This is a genomic window from Rhodoferax sp. (assembly GCF_025354435.1).
GTDB lineage: Bacteria > Pseudomonadota > Gammaproteobacteria > Burkholderiales > Burkholderiaceae_C > Rhodoferax_B.
Genome location: NZ_JANXMU010000060.1, coordinates 31,330 through 52,120, shown reverse-complemented (window position 1 = coordinate 52,120; position 20,791 = coordinate 31,330). Strand labels below are relative to the sequence as shown.

Genomic DNA, 20,791 nt, shown 5'->3' with positions numbered 1-20,791 from the left:
CGTAAATTGTTGGTATGACTACACCCTTTATCCACCGCCGAACCCTGTTGCAAAGCCTGCTGCTCTCCGCCATGGCGGGTATGCCCCAATGGAGCCACGCCAACAGCCCACCCGCATTGCAGCGGCCCACGGCCTACCACAGCGGCATCGCGCTGGAGGGCTACTGGGTCAGCGAAAAGCTGGACGGCGTGCGCGGCTACTGGGACGGCACACAGCTATGGACCCGCGGAGGCCAACGCATTAGTGCGCCCGCATGGTTTACCGCAGGCTGGCCTCGCGAAGCACTGGACGGCGAGCTGTGGGCGGGGCACGCGGCCTTTGCCACTGCGGTATCGACCGTGCGGCAAGGCGATGCGGGCGATGCCGCCTGGCGGCAGATGCGCTACCAGGTGTTTGACCTGCCCGCGCACGCGGGACCTTTTGACGCGCGCTTGGTCGCCCTGCAGCAACTGGGGCTGCCTGCCTGGGTGCAGCCAGTGGCGCAATCCCGCGTGGTCAGCCACCCTGCCCTGCAGGCCCTGCTGCGCCAAACGGTGCAGGCTGGTGGCGAAGGGCTGGTGTTGCACCGCGGCGATGCCCTGCTGGCCAGCCCTGGCAAGGGCGATTTACTAAAACTGAAGCCCTTTGACGATGCCGAAGCCCGGGTGGTGGGGCATGTGGCGGGTAAGGGTAAATATGAGGGCATGTTGGGCGCGCTACAGGTGGAAACACCCGAGGGCCTGAAATTCAAGCTGGGCACCGGTTTCAGCGATGCCCAGCGGCGCGATCCGCCTGCGCTGGGGACCTGGGTGAGCTACCGGTTTCGGGATGTCAACCCCAGCGGCATTCCGCGCTTTGCGAGCTTTTTACGGCTGCGCGCCGATGCGGATTTGTAGTGGCGTGGATGTGTGATTACTTAGGCAACAGAACCTTGTCAACGACGTGGATCACGCCGTTCGACTGGTAAACGTCGGCAATCGTCACATTGGCGGTGCCGCCTTTTTCATCGGTGACCATCACCTTGCCGCCGCCGGCCTTGGCCGTCAGCGTGCCGCCGCTTACCGTCTTCAGCGTGGCCATGCCATGGCCGTCCATGATCATCTTGCTGATGGCCGCTGCGTCAAACTTGCCCGCCACCACGTGGTAGGTCAGGATGGTGGTCAGCGTGCCCTTGTTTTCTGGCTTGAGCAGGGTGTCTACCGTGCCAGCAGGCAGGGCGGCAAAGGCGGCGTTGGTGGGGGCGAACACGGTGAACGGGCCAGGGCCTTTCAGCGTGTCCACCAGGCCTGCGGCCTTGACGGCGGCGACCAGGGTGGTGTGGTCTTTGGAGTTGACGGCGTTGTCGATGATGTCCTTGGAGGCCATCATCGGCGCGCCGCCAACCATCACGTCAGCGGCCATGGAGGCACAAGACACAGCGGCCATCACGGCGGCCAGGCTGAAAGAGGCAATTTTGCGGGTGGTTTGGATCGAGACCATGGAAAGCTCCTAGTAGGTGGATAACAAGCCGAATGTTGCGGCTGAGATCAATACGGAGCGCGGCGGGGCTTTGGATTCAAAAGCTACTTAAATCCTTTGAAAATTTATAAAAAAAGAGCTGCTAGTGCAGGTAGTACCTACGCTAGCAGCTCTTTATTTAATAGCAAACCGAATGTGAGGGATTAGGCCTTCACGCAATCGGCAAAGTAGTGGTGCTTGCCGTCGACATCTACCTCTTCGACCAGTCCGTGGATGTCGGTCTCAAAGCCGGGGCATTGGGTGTTGAACTCGCGCGAGAACTTCAGGTAGTCCACGATCTTCTTGTTAAACACTTCGCCCGGAATCAGCAGCGGGATGCCCGGTGGATACGGCGTCACCAGGCCCACGGTGATGCGGCCCTCTAGGTTGTCGATGGCCACCCGCTCGGTCTTGCGCAGGGCGATGTGGGCGTAGGCGTCGCTGGGCTTCATCGCCGGGGTCAAGTCGCTCAGGTACATGTCGGTGGTCAGACGCGCAATATCGTACTTGGCATACAGGTTGTGCAGGTGTTGGCACAGGTCGGCCAAGCCCATCTTTTCGTAGCGCCGGTGCTTCTGGCAGAACTCGGGCAGGATCTTCCACATCGGCTGGTTCTTGTCGTAGTCGTCCTTGAACTGCTGCAGCGCAGTCAACATGCTGTTCCAGCGGCCCTTGGTGATGCCGATGGTGAACATGATGAAGAAGCTGTACAGGCCCGTCTTCTCGACCACCACGCCGTGCTCGGCCAGGAACTTGGTGACGATGCTGGCCGGGATGCCGGTCTTGGCGAACTTGCCGTTCAGGTCCATGCCGGGTGTGACGATAGTGGACTTGATAGGGTCCAGCATGTTGAAGCCGGTGGCCATCTTGCCAAAGCCGTGCCAGTTGGCCTTGGCGTTGGACTTGGATTCGCCCTTGATGATCCAGTCGGTGGCGCGGCCAATGCCCTCCTCCACCAGTTTGTCCGGTCCCCAGACCTTGAACCACCAGTCGGTGCCGTACTCCTCATCCACCTTGCGCATGGCGCGGCGGAAGTCCAGCGCTTCGGCAATGCTTTCTTCGACCAGCGCCGTGCCGCCGGGCGGCTCCATCATGGCCGCGGCCACGTCGCAGCTGGCGATGATGCTGTACTGCGGGCTGGTGCTGGTGTGCATCAGGTAGGCCTCGTTGAAGAGGTGGCGGTCCAGCTTGACGTTTTGCGAGTCCTGGATCAGCACATGGCTGGCCTGGCTGATACCGGCCAGCAGCTTGTGGATGCTTTGCGTGGCATACACCACGGCGTGCTTGGGGCGAATGCGCTTTTTGCCCATCGAATGGTAGCTGCCGTAGAACGGATGAAAGGCAGCGTGCGGCAGCCAGGCTTCGTCGAAATGCAGGTTTTCCACATAGCCATCGAGCATGTTCTTGATGGTTTCGGTGTTGTAGAGCACGCCGTCGTAGGTGCTTTGCGTGAGCGTGAGGATGCGGGGCTTGATGGTGTCGGCATCAATGTGCTGCAGCAGTGGATTGGCGCGGATCTTGGCCTTGATGGCGGCGGGCTCGAACTCGCTCTTGGGGATGGGGCCGATGATGCCGAAGTGGTTGCGCGTGGGCTTCAAAAACACCGGGATCGCGCCGGTCATGATGATAGCGTGCAGATTCGACTTGTGGCAGTTGCGGTCTACCACCACCACGTCGCCCGGGGCCACGGTGTGGTGCCAGACCATCTTGTTGCTGGTGCTGGTGCCGTTGGTCACAAAGAAGCAGTGGTCGGCGTTGAAGATGCGCGCAGCGTTGCGCTCGCTCTCGCCAATCGCGCCATTGTGGTCAAGCAACTGACCCAACTCTTCCACCGCATTGCACACGTCAGCACGCAGCATGTTCTCACCATAAAACTGATGGTACATCTGGCCCACCGGGCTCTTCAGGAAAGCCACGCCACCGGAATGGCCGGGGCAATGCCAGCTGTACGAGCCGTCTTCGGCGTAGTCCAGCAAGGCCTTGAAGAACGGCGGCTGCACGCCTTCCAAATAGCTTTTGGCCTCGCGGATGATGTGGCGGGCCACAAACTCAGGGGTGTCCTCGAACATGTGGATGAAGCCGTGCAGCTCCCGCAGAATGTCGTTGGGAATATGCTGCGAAGTCTTGGTTTCGCCGTAAATGTAGATCGGTACATCCAGGTTTTTGCGCCGCACTTCTGCGATGAAGTGGCGCAGGTTGAGCACCACCGGGTCGTGGTCCGGGCCGGGCGAGAACTCTTCGTCGTCGATCGACAAGATAAAAGCACTGGCGCGGCTTTGCTGTTGGGCAAACTTCGACAGATCGCCGTAACTGGTCACGCCCAGCACCTCAAACCCCTCCGTCTCAATCGCCTGGGCCAGGGCGCGGATGCCCAGGCCAGAGGTGTTTTCAGAGCGGAAATCTTCATCGATGATGACGATAGGGAAACGAAACTTCATGCCGGCCTCCAGCCAAATTAACGCAGGGAAATATGGACTCGCGTAAGTCCTGTAAATATCAAAACAGGCGCGAAGTGTAAGGACTTCGTATGAAGCTTCTGGGGCGATGCCCTGATTTGGTCCCAAAATGTGGCGATACCCATACAACAAAAGGCATGCAATGGCGGAATCGACTTTATGGTGGCTGCTAGCCGGGGGTGCCATCGTGGCAGAACTGGTCACCGGCACCTTCTATTTGCTGATGTTGGCGCTGGGCTTTGCTGCTGCCGCTCTGGCCTCCTATGCCGGCGGCAGCACCGTGCTGCAGACCCTGGTGGCCAGTGTGGTGGGCGGTGGTGCCGTCGCCGTGTGGCACCGTGTGCGCAGCAAGCACCCCAAGAACCTGCCCGCTAGCGCCAACCCCGATGTAAACCTGGACATTGGCGAAACCGTGCAGGTCGATGCCTGGAATGCCGACGGTACGGCCCAGGTGCACTACCGGGGGGCCAACTGGACGGTGCTGCACCGCCCCGGCAACGTACCCACCGCAGGCCCGCACCGGGTGGCCGAAGTCATCGGTAACCGCCTGCTGGTCGACAAACTGTGAAACACTCAGATAACTAACCGGAGCCTCCATGGAAATTGCCATCGTCGTACTTGTCATCGCCATCATCTTCATCAGCCGTACCCTGAAGGTGGTGCCCCAGCAGCACGCCTGGGTCATTGAGCGCCTGGGCAAATACCACGGCACGCTGACCCCAGGACTGAACTTTCTGGTGCCGTTTGTGGACCGTGTGGCTTACAAGCACGTGTTGAAAGAAATTCCGCTCGACATTCCCAGCCAGGTTTGCATTACCCGCGACAACACGCAGTTGCAAGTCGATGGCATCCTGTACTTCCAGGTGACCGACGCAATGCGCGCCAGCTACGGCTCCAGCAACTACATCATGGCCATCAGCCAACTGGCGCAAACCTCGTTGCGCAGCGTGATCGGCAAGCTGGAACTGGACAAAACCTTTGAAGAGCGCGACATCATCAACGCCCAGGTGGTAGCAGCCATCGATGAAGCGGCCCTGAACTGGGGCGTGAAGGTGCTGCGCTACGAGATCAAGGACCTGACCCCGCCCAAAGAAATCTTGCACGCCATGCAGGCGCAAATCACCGCTGAGCGGGAAAAACGCGCGCTGATTGCCGCATCCGAAGGCCGTCGCCAGGAACAGATCAACATTGCCACCGGCGAGCGCGAGGCCTTCATCGCCCGCTCCGAAGGCGCCAAGCAGGCCGCCATCAACAATGCGCAGGGCGAAGCAGCCGCCATCACAGCAGTAGCGCAGGCCAATGCCCATGCGATTGAACTGGTCGCCGCCGCCATACGCCAGCCGGGCGGTGAGCAAGCGGTACAGCTCAAAGTCGCAGAAAAGGCCGTAGAGGCCTACGCCAGAGTGGCGGCCAATGCCCACACCACCCTGATCGTGCCCAGCAATATGACCGAGGTGTCGGCCCTGATCGGGTCCGCAATGAAAATGGTCAACACGGTGAAAACACAGTAGGACGGCCATGGACACACCCGCCATCGAACACAACGTGCTGGGCAACGAACTGGTGCCCTGCTCTTACGACCCATTGACGGGCTACTTCCGCGACGGCTGCTGCAGCACCGACGAGAGCGATAGCGGATCGCACGTCATCTGCACCAAGGTGACGGCAGAGTTCCTGGCCTTCTCGCTGGCCCGTGGCAACGACCTGACCACACCGCGGCCGCAATGGCGTTTTGCGGGTTTGCGCCCCGGCGACCGCTGGTGCCTGTGCGCCAACCGCTGGAAAGAAGCCTTCGAGGCTGGCGTTGCCCCGCCCGTGGTGCTGGAATCCACCCACATCCGCGCGCTGGAGTTTGTTTTACTGGAAGACCTGGAAAAACACGCCGTCCCTGGCAGAAACGCGGCACATTGAAAATACCGCGCCAATTGCGTGCTAGAATTTGAGGCTTAGGAACGGTGGATGAGCGGTTTAAGTCGCACGCCTGGAAAGCGTGTGAGGGTTAATAGCCCTCCGCGGGTTCGAATCCCGCCTGTTCCGCCAATATCAGGCCTGTCGTTATTGCAACGACAGGCCTTTTTTTGCGTCCATATGTTACCTACCGCACAGTCAGCTCTGTGGAAATCCCCCAGTATCCGCTGACAAGGCTGCCCACTACGGCTTGGCGGCCTTAGAACCTTCAAATTAAACATTCATAATCGGCACGTCACAACCCGCTCACACTAAATAGGGAAATACCAGCATGGCAAAGGGAATGATTTTGGCGGCAGGGCAAGGAACACGGGTGCGCCCGTTGACCAAAGACTTGCCCAAGCCGATGGTGCCAATTTTGGGCAAGCCGGTCATGGAATACCTGATCGAGCACCTGGCCAACTACGGCATCAAAGAGATCATGGTGAATGTGGCCTACCACCACCACAAAATCGAGCAGTATTTTGGTGACGGCCACCGCTGGGGCGTGCAGATCGGCTACGCCTACGAAGGCGTACGCGAGCACGGTGACATCATTCCCAAGCCCTTTGGCTCGGCGGGTGGGATGCGGCGCATCCAAGATTTCAGCGGCTTTTTTGACGAGCCTACCTTGGTACTGTGCGGCGATGCGCTGATCGACCTAGATATCGGTGCGGCCCTGCACGAGCACAAGACCAAGGGCGCGATTGCCAGCGTGGTGACGCTGGATGTGCCGCTGAACGAAGTGTCCAACTACGGCATTGTGGTGGCCAACGAACAGGGGCAGATCCAGTCCTTCCAGGAAAAGCCCAAGCCCGAAGAAGCCCAGTCCACCTTGGCCAGTACCGGCATTTACATCTTTGAGCCCGAGGTCATTGACATGATCCCGCCCAACAAGGTGTACGACATCGGTGCCGAGCTGTTTCCACAACTGGTGGCCGAAAAGCTGCCGTTCTATGCCCAAAAGCGCTTTTTCAACTGGATCGACATTGGCCGTGTGAGCGATTACTGGTCGGTGCTGCAGCGCGTGCTGCGCGGCGAAGTAGCGCAGATGAACATACCCGGGCGCGAGGTCAAGCCTGGCATCTGGGTGGGCCTGAACACTTCTGTTGCCTGGGACCAGTGCAACATCCAGGGTCCGGTGTATCTGGGCTCCAGCGTGAAGGTAGAGCCGGGTGCCACCATCATCGGCCCCTGCTGGATCGGCCACGGCAGCGTGATCCGCTCCGGTGCCAAGGTGACCCGTAGCATTCTGTTCGAGTACACCCGCATTGCCGCCGACATGCATTTCAACGAAATGATTGTCTCGCCCAACTACTGCGTGGACCGCGCCGGCGAAACCCTGTACCGCGGCGACGACATGGCTCAACTCCGCTGGGGCGACGCACGCGCGTAACTAGGCTCACCCCCAGGCTACAGCGCAAGCGCTTTTCGCCAACCCCCTTGCAGAGGGCGATACCAGTGGCCTGGCGGAGCCAGTTCCACGGTATCCCTGGAAGGACTGTCATCGCGGTATGTATATGCATTTTAGGCTACCAGCGCTTATTGGATGGGCGGCAGCAGCTATTTAATATATAGCAAACACCCAGACGTAAAAAAGCCACCTCGCGGTGGCTTTTTTGTGGGTGCTTAAACGATTAGTTCAGCGCGGTCTTCTTGCCGTCTTTGTAGACGGACAGGGTGATCGATGGATTCTTCAGTTCGCCATTAGGTTCGAAGCTGATGGTGGTAGTCACGCCCTTGTAGTTGGTCTTCAACAGTTCGGGGGTGTAGACCTTGGGGTCGGTGGAGTTGGCACGCTTCATAGCATCGACCAGCACCATCGTGGCATCATAGGTGTACGGGCTGTAGATCTGGAACTGACCAGGGAACTTGGCGTCGTAACGCTTCTTCCATTCCACCCCACCTGGCATCTTCACCAGGGAAGCGCCGCCTTCAGCACACACCACGTTTTCCAGCGTCTTGGCACCGGCAGCCAGCTTGGCCACTTCGTTGGTGCACAGGCCGTCGCCGCCAAAGTACTTGACGTTGGTCATGCCAAGTTGTTCCATTTGGCGCAGCATTGGGCCAGCTTGGGGGTCCATACCGCCGAAGAAAATGGCATCGGGTGCTTTGGACTTGATGGAGGTCAGGATCGCCATGAAGTCGGTGGCTTTGTCGGTGGTGAACTGTTCGTCCACTACCGTCATGCCCTTGGCCATAGCGGTCTTCTTGAACACTTCGGCAACACCTTGGCCGTAAGCGGTACGGTCGTCAATGATGGCGACTTTCTTCAGCTTCAGCGCATCGGTTGCGTAGAAAGCCAGTCCTGCACCCAGCGAGTTGTCATTGGCGATGATACGGAAGGTGGTTTTGTAACCAGGCTTGGTCAGGTTGGGGTTGGTTGCCGCACCGGTGATGTGGGGAATACCGCAATCGTTGTAGACCTTAGACGCAGGAATGGTGGTACCCGAATTCAAATGGCCGACCACGCCGTTGACCTTGGCATCGCACAGTTTTTGTGCAGCCGCGGTACCTTGCTTTGGATCGGCAGCGTCATCTTCGGCTACCAGCTCAAACTTGATTTTCTTGCCACCAATCACTACGTTTTGGGTGTTCAAGTCATCCACGGCCATGCGGGCACCGTTTTCGTTGTCTTTGCCGTAATGGGCCTGCGCACCAGACATCGGGGCTACATGGCCGATTTTCACGACCTGTACGTCCTGGGCGGAAGCCATACCTGCCACAGCAGTAATGGCAGCAGCTACAGTCAATTTCAACTTCATTTGCATAAAAACTCCAATGTACAAAATGGCTGGATAGCGATAAACACAGTGAATGGGTAAATCCACGGGCCAAACCATACCGCAATTTTTAGGCCCGAAACATAGGGAACACACGGACAACCATTTTTGCGCTCATTTGGGGCATACAAAAATGGTTTTTTAGACCTCTAAGGAACCCGCGTAGCCAGTTCATCGGCCACCGCATCGGACACCGATTGGCGCACTACAAACTCGATTTCTTCGCGCAAACGTGGAACCAATGACTGGGTTTGCTGCAGCACCATGGCAGCTACCGCCTCGCGCAAACGGCGCTCCAGCGACAGGTCGATACGCTGCATGACCCGGTGGATGATCTGGTCTTCCAAGGCCTCGGAGGTGATAAATCCAGGGGGTGTCGCGGGAGCGACAGGCACCGAAATGGGCTGCACCACTTCGGTGAGTGTGGGCACAAAACGCGGGGGTTGGCGAGGGGTCTCATGCATCATGCGGGCTCTTTCAGCTCTAAATCCTTGCGTTGGACCGCATAACCGCGGCCCGCGTAATGCTTCCAGCGCTGGCGGGCCAGGACGCGGTCGTCCTCGTCCAGCGTGACCACCTCGATCAGCCGCTCAAAGCGCTCGAACCCGGCGGGTACCGTATCTCCCAGCTGCAGCAAGACCTGCTGGTGCGGGGCCTCCAGCGCCGACTCGAGCAGCAGCACGGGCGATGCTGCCAGCACGCTGGCATCGTGGGTGGCCAGGGTGTGGGCCACAAAGTCGGTGGCGCTGAAACTCCACAGGGCCGCGTCCAGAGCCTGCAGCAGCTCGGCGTTTGCGACCACCACCACCCGACCGCCCTGGCGACTGGCCTTGCGCAGCAGACGGCAGGCGTAGGCGATTTTGTCGGGCGCGTTGAAGTGGAACTCTACGTGGGTCATGTGCGAACAGCCCGGCTTACTTGGTAGCCATCTTGCGAGGAGTTTTACGCGGTGTTTTGGCGGTGGCCGCCACTTTGAGCGCGACAACCGCAGGCGCTGTCGTTTTACGCTTTGCTACTGATTTAGTAGCTTCTTGCGCAGGTGCAATATGCGCTGGAGACTGATTTAATACATAGTCCAGCAACAGTCCTACGGGCCTACCCGTAGCGCCTTTGGAAGCCCCACTCTTCCAGGCCGTGCCGGCAATGTCCAGATGTGCCCAGGGCATTTTGGCGGTGAAGCGCTGCAGGAACTTGGCCGCCGTAATGGCCCCGCCCGCACGCCCGGCCACGTTGGCCATGTCGGCAAAGTTGGACTTCAGGCCTTCGCCGTACTCGTCGTCCAGCGGCAGGCGCCAGCACGGGTCCAGCGACGATTCACCCGCAGCCTGCAGGGCAGCAGCCAGCGAGTCATCTGCAGAAAACATGCCGCTGCGCACGCCGCCCAGGGCCACCACACAGGCACCGGTGAGGGTGGCGATGTCGATCACGGCGCGCGGCTTGAAACGTGCGGCGTAGGTCAGCGCATCGCACAGCACCAAGCGGCCTTCGGCATCGGTGTTGAGGTTTTCGATGGTCTGGCCGCTCATGCTGGTGACCACGTCGCCGGGCTTGACCGCGCCTCCGTCGGGCATGTTTTCGCAGGCCGGAATCAGGCCGACCACGTTGATGGCAGGCTTCAGGTCGGCCAACGCGCGGAACACGCCCAGCACGCTGGCGGCGCCGCACATGTCGAACTTCATCTCGTCCATTTCGGCCGCAGGCTTGATGGAGATGCCGCCGGTGTCAAAGGTGATGCCCTTGCCGACCAGCACCGTGGGGGCCACGGTTTTGGCCGCGCCGTTGTAGTGCAGCACGATAAACCGCAGAGGCTCTCTGGAGCCCTGGGCCACCGACATAAATGAACCCATGCCGAGTGCGGCCACTTCCTTGGGGCCCAGCACTTCGCACTGGATTTTGGGGAAGCGCGCCAGCGCCTTGGCGGCCGTGCCCAGCAGCGTGGGCGTGGCGTGGTTGCCGGGGCGGTTGGCCCATTCTTTGGCCAGCTCGACACCGGCTACCGTGGCCGTGCCCAGGGCCAACTCGGCTTGGGCCACAGCGGCATCGGGGGCGCACAGCCAGACATTGGCCAGCACGCGGCCTTCGGGCTTGGATTTAGTGGTGGTGTAAACATAGGTGGCTTCGGCCACCGCCTGCACCACGGCGCGCACGGACTTCTGGGCGGCAGCACCGGCAAAGCTGATGAGTATCTTGTGAACGGCCGTGCCTTTGGCGGCGGCTACAGCCGTACCGACCGCCTGGCGCACATGGCGCACGGAGCCGTCGCCCACGCCCACCAGCAGCACCCGCGTGGCGGTGGCTGCGGCCGGGCGGTACATTTGCAGCAACTTGCCGGGCTTGGTGTCCAAATCCCCGGAGCTGCGGGCCTGTGCAATCAACTGAGACAATGCATCCTTGCCCGGCGCAAAGGCTTCGGACACCAGCACAATCAGGGCATCGCATTTCTCGGCGGCGCAGGCAGCCAGGTCCAAAGATTTCAGTTCAAAGTTCATAAATTTAGTCGTGTTGTCGTGTCGGTTGGGCCAGATGTGGCCAGTCACTCGATAGCTTGCAATCCGTTAACGATGTTATTCCATTCTTCTATTCGCAAAGAGCTGGCGCGCGGTTTCGGCGCTACGCTGGTCGCCCTGATCACCATCGTGATGACCATGATGCTGATCCGCACCCTGGGCCAGGCCGCCAAAGGTGCCGTCAACCCTTCCGAGGTGATGATGGTGCTGGGCTATACCGTCCTGGGGTATTTGCCCACCATCCTCACACTGAGCCTGTTTGTGGCCATCGTCAGCACCCTCTCGCGCATGTACAGTGACAGCGAAATGGTGATCTGGTTCGCCAGCGGCCAGGGCCTGGTCGGGCTGTTGCGGCCATTGTTTCGCTTTGCCTGGCCTATCTTGCTGGCGGTGGCCGCGTTTGCGCTGGTGGTATGGCCCTGGTCCAACCAGCAGATCCAGGATATGAAAGACCGCTTTGAGCAACGCAGCGATCTGGAGCGCATCGCGCCGGGGCAATTTCAGGAATCGGCCAATGGCAACCGGGTGTTTTTTATCGACAAGCAAACGGGTGAGGATGGGCCCGACAAACGCAGCGGCAATAACATCTTTATCTCGTCCATCGACCATGGCAAAGAAACCGTCACCTCGGCCCGCAGCGCCAAGATCGACCGCATCAACGACCAGCAGTTTCTGATCCTCAACAACGGTCAGCGGCTGGAGTCCAACCTGGGCGAGCCCGACCTCAAGGTCAGTGAATTCAAAGAATACGGCACCCGCATCGGTGGCAACGCCATAAGCGCACTGGATGCCCCGCCTTCCCGCGCCCGCTCCAGCATGGACCTAGTCCGCGATCCCAACGCACTGAACCTGGGCGAACTGGCTTGGCGACTCAGCCTGTCGTTGGCCGCGCTGAACTTTGTAGTGATTGCGCTGGCCCTATCGGGCGGCAACCCGCGCTCTGGCCGGGGAGGCAGCGTTCTGTTTGCGCTGTTTGCCTTTGTGGCGTACTACAACCTGCTGAACCTGGGCCAGAACTGGATTGCCAACGGTGCCGTGCCTTTTGCCAGCTTCATGCTGGGCCTGCATGGAGGCGTGTTTGTACTGGCGCTGGTATGGCTGCTGGCGCGGCACAACCATCTATCCTGGCGCAACCTGCTGCCGCGCAGCCGCACCGGAGCCGCAGCATGAGAACCATCCGCCAACTTCTGTACAAGGAAATCCTGGTCGCCGTGGGTTTCGTCACCCTGGGGTTTTTGGCGCTGTTTTTCTTTTTTGACTTTGTGGACGAGCTGCGCTGGGTCGGCCGAAGCGGTGAAAACGGCTACCAGCTCACCCACGCACTGCTGGTGGTGGCGCTGATGGTGCCCAGCCATTTGTACGAACTGCTGCCCATCACCGTGCTGATCGGCACCATCTTTGTGATGGCCCGGCTGGCGCAAAGCTCTGAATACACGATTCTGCGCACCAGCGGCTTGGGCCCCTGGCGGGCCTTGCACACCCTGCTGCTGCTGGGCCTGGCGTTTGTGGTGCTGACCTTTGCCATTGGCGACTACCTGGCCCCCGTGTCCGACCGTGCCGCCCAGCTCATCAAAGCCCGCTACCAGGGCGGTATCACCGTAGGGCAGACGGGCGCCTGGCTCAAAGAAAAGCAAGACGACCATTCGTTTGCCGCCAACGTCAGCGCACTGGGAGCCCAGGGCCGCATGCAGGGCGTGCGGATTTTTGAGTTTGACCACAACGGCCTATTGGTGTCGCTGATGCACGCCGAGTCTGCCGATGTGGCCAGCGGCGGAGCCTGGACGCTCACCAACGTGGAGCGCAGCAGCTTCCATACCCAAGACACGCAGGCCACCGACACAGCCAGCGTCGAGCGTACCCAGCTACCCACCTACCGCTGGCCCACCGAGATCAGCACCGAGATGGTGTCCACCGCCCTGCTCAAGCCCGACCGCATGGCCACGCTGGACCTGTTCCAGTACATCCGCCATTTGAATGACAACGGCCAGTCGGCCCAGCGCTACGAGATCGAATTCTGGCGCAAGGTCTTCTACCCCCTGAGCTGCCTGGTGATGGTGGTGCTGGCCCTGCCGTTTGCTTATCTGCACTTTCGCGCCGGGGGCATCACCACCTACGTGTTTGGTGGTGTGATGGCCGGTATCAGCTTCTTTTTGCTGAACAACGTGTTTGGCTATATCGGCAACCTGCAAAATTGGCAGCCCTGGCTGACCGCCGCCGCGCCCGGCTTGATCTATTCCATCCTGTCGCTGGCCGCGTTTGGCTGGCTAGTTTTAAGGCGTTGATATGCAACGAGCGGTTATTTTGTTTGCCCACGGCTCCCGTGACCCCCTTTGGCACCTCCCCATGCAGGCAGTAGCCGCCCAGGTGGCTGCTGCCGACCCGCAGGTGCAGGTGGCCTGCGCCTTTTTAGAGCTGACAACGCCCGACCTGCCCACCGCAGCAGCCCAACTGGTGGCCCAGGGCGCGCAGCAATTGACCGTAGTGCCCATGTTCCTGGGTGTCGGTCGGCATGTACGCGAAGACCTGCCGGTGCTGATGGACGGCCTGCGCCAGCAGCACCCGGGCGTAAACATCGTCTTGCAAGCGGCAGTGGGCGAGAATACCCAACTCGTCGCGCTACTCGCCAAGATCGCGCTAGAGCCACCCTTATAGACACATAAGGCATAATGAATTTCATAATTTGCTGAAATTCGATATGAACCTACACCAATTCCGCTTTGTCCAGGAAGCCGCCCGGCGCGGCCTCAACCTGACCGAGGCCGCCAAAGCCCTGCACACCTCCCAGCCCGGCGTCTCCAAAGCCATCATCGAGCTAGAGGAAGAGCTGGGTGTGGAAATTTTTGCCCGCCACGGCAAGCGCCTCAAACGCATCACCGAACCCGGCCAGCACGTGCTCAGCAGCATCGAGGTCATCATGCGCGAAGTCGGCAATCTGAAGCGCATCGGCGAACAATTCAGCGCGCAAGACAGCGGCACCCTGTCGATCGCCACCACCCACACCCAAGCGCGCTATGTGCTGCCGGTGCCGGTGGCCAAGCTGCGTGAGGCCTACCCCAAGGTGAATGTGAGCCTGCACCAAGGCGCACCCGACCAGGTGGCCCGCATGCTGATCGACGAAGTGGCCGAAATCGGCATTGCCACCGAATCGCTGGCCAACTACACCGAACTGGTCACCCTGCCCTGCTACGAATGGCAGCACGTGATCGTCTTTCCGGCCAACCATCCGCTCGCAAAAAAAGAGCGCCTCACGCTGGAGGATATTGCCCAGGAACCCATAATTACCTACCACCCGTCGTTCACGGGCCGCACCAAGATCGACCAGGCTTTTGCCTCCCGCAAGCTGGTACCCCGCATCGCGCTGGAAGCCATCGACTCGGACGTGATCAAGACCTATGTGCGCCTGGGCCTGGGCATCGGCATCGTGGCCGAAATGGCGGTGCGCGACGATGTCAATTCCGACCTGATCTCCCGCCCCGCCGGGATCTTGTTCGGCACCAATATCGCCCGCGTGGCCTTCAAACGCAGCGCCTATTTGCGTAATTTTGTCTTCAAGTTTGCCGAGTTGCTGAGCGACCGGCTGGACCGCAACCTGGTGGCGCAGGCGATGAGCGGCCACGTAAACGACTACGAGCTATAACGGACTGTGAGCTTTGACATGAACCCACGTACCCCCCACATCGAGACCAAACTCCCCGCCGTCGGCACCACCATCTTCACCGTGATGTCGGCCCTGGCCACCGAGCACAACGCGGTGAACCTGGGCCAAGGCTTCCCGGATTTCAACTGCGCCCCCGCTTTGGTCCAGGCAGTGACCGAGGCCATGCAGCAGGGTCTGAACCAGTACCCGCCCATGCCCGGCATCCCGGCACTGCGCGAGGCCGTTGCTGCAAAAATTGAAGCACTCCACGCCCGCAAATATAGAGCAACGACCGAAATCACCATCACCGCGGGTGCCACCCAGGGCATCATCACCGCCATCCTGGCCGTCGTACGCCCGGGTGACGAAGTCATCGTGCTGGAGCCCTGCTACGACAGCTACGTGCCTAACATCGAACTGGCCGGTGGCACGGCGGTGCGGGTGCCGCTGACACCCCGCACGTTCCGCCCCGACTTCGACAAGATCGCCGCGGCCATCACGCCCAAGACCCGCGCCATCCTTATCAACTCGCCGCACAACCCCAGCGCCACTATCTGGTCGCGGGCGGACATGCTGGCGCTGCAAGACCTGCTGGAGCCCACCGAGGTGCTGCTGATCAGCGACGAGGTCTACGAGCACATGGTCTTCGACGGCCGCCAGCACGAAAGCGCCGCCCGTTACCCCGGCCTGGCCGCGCGCACCTTCATCGTCAGCAGCTTTGGCAAGACATTCCACGTAACCGGCTGGAAAATCGGCACCGTGGTGGCCCCCGCCCCGCTGATGGCCGAATTCCGCAAGGTACACCAGTTCAACGTGTTCACCGTCAACACCCCTGTACAGCACGGCTTGGCCCGCTACTTGGCCGACCCCACACCGTATCTGGAGCTGCCCGCCTTCTACCAGCGCAAACGCGACCTGTTCCGCGCCGGCCTGGCCACCACCAAATTCAAGTTGCTGCCCAGCGAAGGCAGCTACTTCCAGTGCGTAGACATTTCCGAGGTGAGCGACCTGGGCGAGGCCGACTTCTGCCAGTGGCTGACGAAGGAAATCGGCGTGGCCGCCATTCCGCTATCGGCCTTTTACGGCAACGGCTTCGACCAGCGCGTGGTGCGGTTTTGCTTTGCCAAAAAGGATGAAACCCTGCAGGCGGCGCTGGGGCGGCTGGCCAGGCTGTAAATAAAAATGCTCCTGTTTTTTCATCAAAAACAAGAGCACACAGCGCAGGTAATATCTACGCTAGAGGTCGATTAGAGGGTCTAAAAATGACCCTCAAAACCCCAAATCAGGCCAAATAGTCGTGCACGACTTCGCCCATGCCAAGCGTCAGGTCTGCCACGTAATGGATGGCCGAAATCACCTCCAGGACCGGTAGCTTGGCCACGTCCACCGTCACGTGCTGGAACAGCTCCAGCGCGGCGGGGCCGGTCCAGGCACCTTTGACCTGGATGTCTTCCAGGTAGTAGCGCACCAGCTCCAGAATGCGCGGGCCGCCGTCGACGTGCGGAATGATCTTCAGCATGTAGTTGGGGGCCAGCATGGACTTGAGCACCGCGTCCTTGTCGGCAATTTGGTGCTTGTAGCCCATGGTGGCGGTGGCGCAGCGGATGCTGCGGCAGTCCAGCGTGCCCACCAGCACCTCACCCTCGTGGGTTATCTTGGGGCTAGCCAGCTTTTTGGGGAAACCCCAGAGCTCGCGGCCCCCAGCGATGGGCGCATCGTCGTCCAAGTACATGGAGTGCACATAGCCGCCGTGGTCACCGTTGAAGCTGACCGGTATCACCTGTCCCGACTCGGTGTAGTCGCCAAAGCCGGTGGAGTCCGGCATGCGGATGAACTCGTATTTGACGATGTTGTCGGTCACCACCAGCGGCTCGGGCACCACCGCCGCCAGCGCAGCGGGGTCGGTGCGGTAGGTGATGACGATGTATTCGCGGTTGTAAAACCGGTACGGTGGCCGGGGGAACGAGGGGTTGGTCAGCGGCATGGCGAATGCCTTGGCGCGCACGTCTTCGATTTTCATGGTGCTGTTGCGCCTTACTGGGCGGTCCAGCCGCCATCTGCCGCCCAGGCCACGCCCCGGATGTTGTCGGCCGCGGGGGAACACATGAACACGGCCAGGCCACCCAGTTGTTCGACGGTAGTGAATTGCAACGAAGGTTCTTTTTCTTGCAGCAGTTCTTTGGTGGCTTGCTCAACTGTCATTTTTTCAGCCGCCGCGCGGTCCTCGATCTGCTTTTGCACCAGCGGGGTGTGTACCCAGCCGGGGCAAATAGCGTTGACGGTGATGCCGGTCTGGGCGGTTTCCAGGGCCACCACCTTGGTCATGCCCACGATGCCGTGCTTGGCGGCCACATAAGCCACTTTTTGGGCCGAACCGACCAGGCCATGGGCGGACGCAATGCTGATCACGCGGCCCCAGTTTTTGGCACGCATGCCCGGAATCACCAGGCGTGTCGCGTGGAAAGCCGCGCTCAGGTTGATGGCGATGATGGAATCCCACTTTTCAATCGGAAACTCTTCAATCGGTGCCACGTACTGGATGCCGGCGTTATTGACCAGAATATCCACGCCGCCGAACTCGGCATCGGCGTAGGCAATCATGGCAGCAATCTCGGCAGGCTTGCTCATGTCGGCACCGCTGTAACCTACCTTGACACCCAGTGCCTCGACCTCAGCCTTGGGGCCGGTGTGGTCGCCAAAGCCATTCAAGATAATGTTCGCGCCTTGCTTGGCGAGTTCGAGTGCGATGCCCAGACCGATACCGCTTGTGGAGCCGGTGACGAGTGCAGTTTTTCCGTTCAGCATGAGAATAATCCTGTGGTTGAGAAAAATGAATCTAGGGAAACTATAGTGCCATGCGCCTTACCAGGCTGCATACAAAAATATTCTTTGCATTACTTCGCGCACGGCAGAAGGTTTGTAACATTTTGGGCGACCGGTGTCTTTGGCACATAAGAAGACGCAATTTTCATACCGAACCACCCTAACCCTTCCTGCTCATCAATACCTATTTTGATAGCTACTCGTGTAGGTAATACATGCGCTACATGCCAATTTGACTAGTATTTCAGCATCGTGTGCGCCGCCGCGGAGCCTAGGTGCTTTTGGAAAATAGCCTGCAAGCTGCCGTCGGCGCGCATGGTGTTGAGCAATTCCTGCCAACGCTGCGCCTGCGACTGGGTAAACGCCTTGCGCGACAAGGCCAGGTAGTTGCGGGTGGTGGGCAGCGTCGTCAATTCCACCGCCCGGACCTTGTCGCCGATCTGGTTCTGGTCCAGGTACTGGACGTATACATAGGGGTAGCCAAAGATGGCGTCAAAGCGCCGCACCGCCAGCATGCGGTACAACGTCTCTTGATCCTCCACCTCCTCCAGTCGCCCCTGGCTGCGCAATTCCGCTACCAATACATCCAGCCCCGCGCCGTGCACAAAGCCGCGCACCACACCCAAGCGGACGCGATTGTCGGCCACCAGATCCGCCAACGACAACACGGTTGCGGGTAGCTCGGTACGCAGTAACAGGCTGTTGCGGTCTACAAAGTAGTCGGCAAACCAGGTGAACTTCTCGCGGGCGGGCGTGCTCAGGGCGGATGCGGTCATGTCCAGATTACCCCGCTCCAGCTCCAGCCAGGTGCGGGCCCGGGGCTGGACCGCCGCCGAAAACGTGCAGCCCGAGCGCTTTTGCAGCGCCTCGACCAGGTCTTTGTCGATACCCACGCCCCGGCTGTAGAGCGCCCCCATCTCAAAGAAGGCAAAGCGGATCGGGTGGTCGGGGCAGAGCGGTCCATCTGCTGCCGCAACAGCCATGCTGGATGCCAATGCCATGGCGGCGCAGAAGCGTTGCAACATTTATCGCCCCCTATAAGGTCAGAAGAGTCCAATGTAAAGCGGCTGCCCCCCGATCTACGGCAATTTCATGCCCCGTGCGGGTACGCCGACTTCACAGCGCGTGGATGGGCTTTTTGCGCCACACCAACCGGTAGTACGCGGTTTGCATGGCCAGCATGGCCAAAAATGCCACCGGGTAGGCCGCCCAAATGCCGTTCAGGCCGTAGATGCCGCTCAGCACCCAAGCCACAGGAATCTCCACCCCGGCAATCGCCAGCATGGTCAGCAGCGTAGGCACCAGCACGGTGCCGCTGGCGCGCATCAGGCCCGACAGCACCATTGACATCCCCATCACCACACTGCTCCACAGCATGATGTGCAGCAGCGTTTGCGCCATATCCACCACCTGCCCGTCGGTGATGAACAACCCCAGAATGCTGCGCGAAAACACATAGCCCAGCAGCACCAGCGCACCGGTCAGCAGCAGGTTGAGCCAGATGCCGGTGCGGGCAATCTGCCCCAAGGTATGGCCACGCCCGGCACCAATCGCCTGGGCTCCCAGGATGGACGCGGTGATGGCGATCGAGATGGCCGGAAACTGCACGTACGACACGATCTGGTTCACCGCGCCATACGCCGCCGTAGCCTGCGAACCAAAGCGGTTCACCAGAAACAGCACGGCGATTTCTGCGATGGAGATAGTGATCATCGACAACCCCGTCGGCAGACCAATGCGCAACACCTTGGCCAGAATGGCCCGGTCGATGCGCAAGTGCGGCCAGAAGCTAGCGTTGGGCGCCAACACATGCCCGGCGCGGCGCAGCGACCAGGCCGTCCAGGCCATAGCCACCACAAATCCAAGGCCCGCGGCGTAGGCACCGCTGGCCACACCCATTTGCGGCAAGCCGCCCCAGCCACGGATCAGCGCGGGCGTGACCAGCAGACCGATGGCCGTGGAGATCAACAGCGTTTTCAACGGTGTGGTGGTGTCGCCCACGCCGCGCAGCATGGAGGTGACCAGCAAGAAGGTAAACACTGCCGGTGCCGCCACCAACATCACCCGAGCGTAGGCCACCGCACCGGGCAGGATGTCTGCCGGGGTGGCTAAAGCGCGCAGCAGGCCGGGGGTGAAGCCGCCGCCAAACACCGCCACCACCAGCCCGGCGCAGACACCCACCATCAGCGTGGTGCCCGCCACCGCCTTGACGCGCTCCAGGTCCTTGGCACCCCAGGCCTGGCCGATCAGCACGGCGGCGCCGGCCCCAAGGCCGATCATGAAAGCGATCAGGAAAAACAGCACCGGAAAGAACGCCGACACCGAGGCCATCGCCCCCACGCCCAGCATCTGGCCCAGGTAGATGTTGTTGACGGTGCCCGACAGCGCCTGCAGAAAGTTGCTGGCAATCATGGGCACCAGAAACGCCAGGTACACCTTCCACAGCGGCTTGGGCACAGGGGCGGCAGCGGTAGACAGTACGCGGTTCATGCCTGCCACGCCTCGGCCAGGATGTTGTGCAGATGGGCCTGCACGTCGACCGGCCAGTCGGCGATCCGTGCGATGAACCCGGCCAGGTCATGGGCAAACAGCGCCCGGCTGGCCTCTTCAAAGCCCGGCAGGTGGCCCGCCATGGTGGACATGAATTTGTACGCCACCTCGGTAGTGCGCCGTACCTGGTCTTGGGCCTGCGACTGGCGCTGCGCCAGCTCCACCAGTTTGCGCAATGCCACCGATGCCCCGCCCGGCTGCGTGGCCAACCACTCCCAATGGCGCGGCAGCAGCGTGACCTCGCGGGCTACCACGCCCAGCTTGGGGCGGCCAGGGCCGCGCGGTGCGTCGGTATCGGGTGCAGGTACGTCCATGGGTTCGGGCGGGGCCAAGGCATCCAGCGCTTGCGCCTGCCGCTCCAGCCGCGCCGTAAACACGTCCAGCGTGCTGCGCCAGTCCAGCTCGATGGTCTCGCTGCTGGCATCCGCGAAGACCAGCAAGGGCAGCGGTGCCGAGCTGTCTGCCGCCAGGTCGGCCGCCGCCTTGGCGCGCGGGGCCACGTCGCGCAGGGGGCCTCTGGCGATGCAGTACTCGCCTTCAAAGGCGGTACAGAGTGTGTCCAACCAAGCCATAGTTTTATCCGGGTTAAAAATAATAAACTAATTCTACCCG

21 protein-coding genes and 1 tRNA gene are annotated in these 20,791 nt (G+C 60.7%); 11 read left to right on the top strand and 11 right to left on the bottom strand.

The window, feature by feature from the left end; all coding sequences use genetic code 11:
* The first annotated feature begins 14 nt into the window (after positions 1-14).
* Positions 15-875, top strand: coding sequence for a DNA ligase (locus Q0T48_RS15835; RefSeq protein ID WP_295957931.1), 861 nt, complete (start codon positions 15-17; stop codon positions 873-875).
* Positions 876-891: 16 nt separating this feature from the next.
* On the opposite strand, the gene Q0T48_RS15830 is transcribed toward Q0T48_RS15835, so the two are convergent.
* Both Q0T48_RS15830 and Q0T48_RS15825 read right to left on the bottom strand, forming a co-directional pair.
* Entirely contained in the window at positions 892-1,458 is a 567-nt protein-coding gene (locus Q0T48_RS15830) for a fasciclin domain-containing protein (RefSeq protein ID WP_295957928.1), read from the bottom strand.
* 182 nt (positions 1,459-1,640) lie between these two features.
* A complete protein-coding gene (locus tag Q0T48_RS15825; protein WP_295957925.1) occupies positions 1,641-3,914 on the bottom strand; it encodes an arginine/lysine/ornithine decarboxylase in 2,274 nt (757 codons plus the stop codon).
* A gap of 160 nt (positions 3,915-4,074) precedes the next feature.
* Between Q0T48_RS15825 and Q0T48_RS15820 the strand changes: the two genes are divergently transcribed.
* From Q0T48_RS15820 to Q0T48_RS15800, 5 genes are all read left to right on the top strand, one after another.
* Complete coding sequence (locus Q0T48_RS15820; RefSeq protein ID WP_295957922.1) at positions 4,075-4,500, top strand: NfeD family protein; 426 nt, start codon at positions 4,075-4,077, stop codon at positions 4,498-4,500.
* Between the two features lie 28 nt (positions 4,501-4,528).
* Positions 4,529-5,443, top strand: coding sequence for a stomatin-like protein (locus tag Q0T48_RS15815; RefSeq protein WP_295957919.1), 915 nt, complete (start codon positions 4,529-4,531; stop codon positions 5,441-5,443).
* Positions 5,444-5,450: 7 nt separating this feature from the next.
* Complete coding sequence (locus tag Q0T48_RS15810; RefSeq protein ID WP_295957917.1) at positions 5,451-5,843, top strand: DUF2237 domain-containing protein; 393 nt, start codon at positions 5,451-5,453, stop codon at positions 5,841-5,843.
* 38 nt (positions 5,844-5,881) lie between these two features.
* Positions 5,882-5,972: transfer RNA gene (locus Q0T48_RS15805), tRNA-Ser, on the top strand.
* A 211-nt stretch (positions 5,973-6,183) separates the two neighbouring features.
* Positions 6,184-7,275: an NDP-sugar synthase gene (locus Q0T48_RS15800; protein ID WP_295958186.1), complete on the top strand. Its 1,092-nt coding sequence runs from the start codon at positions 6,184-6,186 to the stop codon at positions 7,273-7,275.
* 241 nt (positions 7,276-7,516) lie between these two features.
* Here Q0T48_RS15800 and Q0T48_RS15795 read toward each other — a convergent pair whose 3' ends face one another.
* From Q0T48_RS15795 to Q0T48_RS15780, 4 genes are all read right to left on the bottom strand, one after another.
* Entirely contained in the window at positions 7,517-8,650 is a 1,134-nt protein-coding gene (locus tag Q0T48_RS15795; protein WP_295957914.1) for a branched-chain amino acid ABC transporter substrate-binding protein, read from the bottom strand.
* A gap of 161 nt (positions 8,651-8,811) precedes the next feature.
* On the bottom strand, positions 8,812-9,126 hold the full coding sequence (locus tag Q0T48_RS15790; RefSeq protein ID WP_295957912.1) for a hypothetical protein: 315 nt from the start codon (positions 9,124-9,126) through the stop codon (positions 8,812-8,814).
* Complete coding sequence (locus Q0T48_RS15785) at positions 9,126-9,560, bottom strand: DNA polymerase III subunit chi (RefSeq protein ID WP_295957909.1); 435 nt, start codon at positions 9,558-9,560, stop codon at positions 9,126-9,128. The genes Q0T48_RS15790 and Q0T48_RS15785 overlap by 1 nt, the downstream gene beginning before the upstream one ends.
* 16 nt (positions 9,561-9,576) lie before the next feature.
* The gene (locus tag Q0T48_RS15780; RefSeq protein WP_295957906.1) at positions 9,577-11,151 is read right to left on the bottom strand and encodes a leucyl aminopeptidase; all 1,575 of its coding nucleotides are present in this window, start codon (positions 11,149-11,151) and stop codon (positions 9,577-9,579) included.
* Between the two features lie 72 nt (positions 11,152-11,223).
* On the opposite strand from Q0T48_RS15780, the gene lptF reads away from it, so the two are divergent.
* From lptF to Q0T48_RS15755, 5 genes are read left to right on the top strand one after another with little or no spacing between them, the layout of a single operon-like run.
* The gene (gene lptF, locus Q0T48_RS15775) at positions 11,224-12,339 is read left to right on the top strand and encodes an LPS export ABC transporter permease LptF (protein ID WP_295957904.1); all 1,116 of its coding nucleotides are present in this window, start codon (positions 11,224-11,226) and stop codon (positions 12,337-12,339) included.
* On the top strand, positions 12,336-13,451 hold the full coding sequence (gene lptG, locus Q0T48_RS15770) for an LPS export ABC transporter permease LptG (protein WP_295957901.1): 1,116 nt from the start codon (positions 12,336-12,338) through the stop codon (positions 13,449-13,451). Before lptF ends, lptG begins: the two co-directional genes overlap by 4 nt.
* A gap of 1 nt (position 13,452) precedes the next feature.
* The gene (locus tag Q0T48_RS15765; RefSeq protein WP_295957897.1) at positions 13,453-13,821 is read left to right on the top strand and encodes a CbiX/SirB N-terminal domain-containing protein; all 369 of its coding nucleotides are present in this window, start codon (positions 13,453-13,455) and stop codon (positions 13,819-13,821) included.
* A 43-nt stretch (positions 13,822-13,864) separates the two neighbouring features.
* Positions 13,865-14,806 carry a CysB family HTH-type transcriptional regulator gene (locus Q0T48_RS15760; protein ID WP_295957894.1) on the top strand — a complete coding sequence of 314 codons (942 nt, stop codon included), beginning with the start codon at positions 13,865-13,867 and terminating at the stop codon, positions 14,804-14,806.
* Positions 14,807-14,824: 18 nt separating this feature from the next.
* Positions 14,825-15,982, top strand: coding sequence for a pyridoxal phosphate-dependent aminotransferase (locus Q0T48_RS15755; RefSeq protein WP_295957891.1), 1,158 nt, complete (start codon positions 14,825-14,827; stop codon positions 15,980-15,982).
* A 106-nt stretch (positions 15,983-16,088) separates the two neighbouring features.
* Here Q0T48_RS15755 and Q0T48_RS15750 read toward each other — a convergent pair whose 3' ends face one another.
* The 5 genes from Q0T48_RS15750 to Q0T48_RS15730 all read right to left on the bottom strand — a co-directional run bounded on the left by Q0T48_RS15750 (position 16,089) and on the right by Q0T48_RS15730 (position 20,751).
* Positions 16,089-16,826 (bottom strand): acetoacetate decarboxylase, encoded by a 738-nt coding sequence (locus Q0T48_RS15750; protein ID WP_295957888.1) that lies wholly within the window; start codon positions 16,824-16,826, stop codon positions 16,089-16,091.
* Between the two features lie 14 nt (positions 16,827-16,840).
* Entirely contained in the window at positions 16,841-17,611 is a 771-nt protein-coding gene (locus tag Q0T48_RS15745; protein ID WP_295957885.1) for a 3-hydroxybutyrate dehydrogenase, read from the bottom strand.
* Positions 17,612-17,865: 254 nt separating this feature from the next.
* A complete protein-coding gene (locus tag Q0T48_RS15740; RefSeq protein WP_295957881.1) occupies positions 17,866-18,654 on the bottom strand; it encodes an ABC transporter substrate-binding protein in 789 nt (262 codons plus the stop codon).
* 91 nt (positions 18,655-18,745) lie between these two features.
* Entirely contained in the window at positions 18,746-20,119 is a 1,374-nt protein-coding gene (locus tag Q0T48_RS15735) for an MATE family efflux transporter (RefSeq protein WP_295957878.1), read from the bottom strand.
* Entirely contained in the window at positions 20,116-20,751 is a 636-nt protein-coding gene (locus Q0T48_RS15730) for a DUF2239 family protein (RefSeq protein WP_295957875.1), read from the bottom strand. Before Q0T48_RS15730 ends, Q0T48_RS15735 begins: the two co-directional genes overlap by 4 nt.
* Between the last annotated feature and the right edge of the window lie 40 nt (positions 20,752-20,791).